Origin of the sequence: Helicobacter sp. 13S00482-2, assembly GCF_002272795.1 — a bacterium.
Classification (GTDB): domain Bacteria; phylum Campylobacterota; class Campylobacteria; order Campylobacterales; family Helicobacteraceae; genus Helicobacter_J.
This window is the reverse complement of record NZ_MLAT01000082.1, coordinates 1-556: the sequence shown is the minus strand read 5'-3', so window position 1 is coordinate 556 and position 556 is coordinate 1. Positions and strand designations below refer to the sequence as shown.

The following is a 556-nucleotide window of genomic DNA, read 5'->3' as shown; positions in this document are numbered from 1 at the left end:
ACTAAGGTTTGCATTTCATTTTCACTCATATTGTTTTTACAATAATCTAAAAAATCCTTCTTGAATTCATCTTTGGAAATTGCCATATTTTGATTTTCAATGCGTTTTTTCTCAAAAAAATCTAGCAAACTTGAATATTGGGCTTTCATTGGATTTTTTTCTTCTTTGGGTTGATTGCGTTGATGATGGAGAGGTTTTATGCCATTAATATCTTTGATTTCATTTTCAAATGTATCAATAAAGTTTTTTGATTCCTTGTGAAATTCTATGATCTCATTGATGTCAAGATTCCAATTGAGATCTTTTAATTCAATGGAACGATCTTTTTTAAGATTTTTTATCAAATCTAAAAAACCACTCTGAGATAAATTACTTCTAGATTCCAAAATAATGTCATTATTAGCATTAAAACTTAAGAATTTTAATTCCATATTGATTTCTTTAGATAGCTTCTCTAAATATTTTTTTGCGTATTGTGTTTGGAATTCTTGAATCTTTTGTTTTGAAAACAAATCACTTTTATTATAAACACCAATAGGAGTTCTTAAAAGTTCTT

Annotated in this window: 1 pseudogene; it reads right to left on the bottom strand. The window is 26.1% G+C overall.

Annotated elements, in window-relative coordinates:
- A pseudogene (locus BKH42_RS09690) lies at window positions 1-556 on the bottom strand (hypothetical protein); the annotation flags it as partial.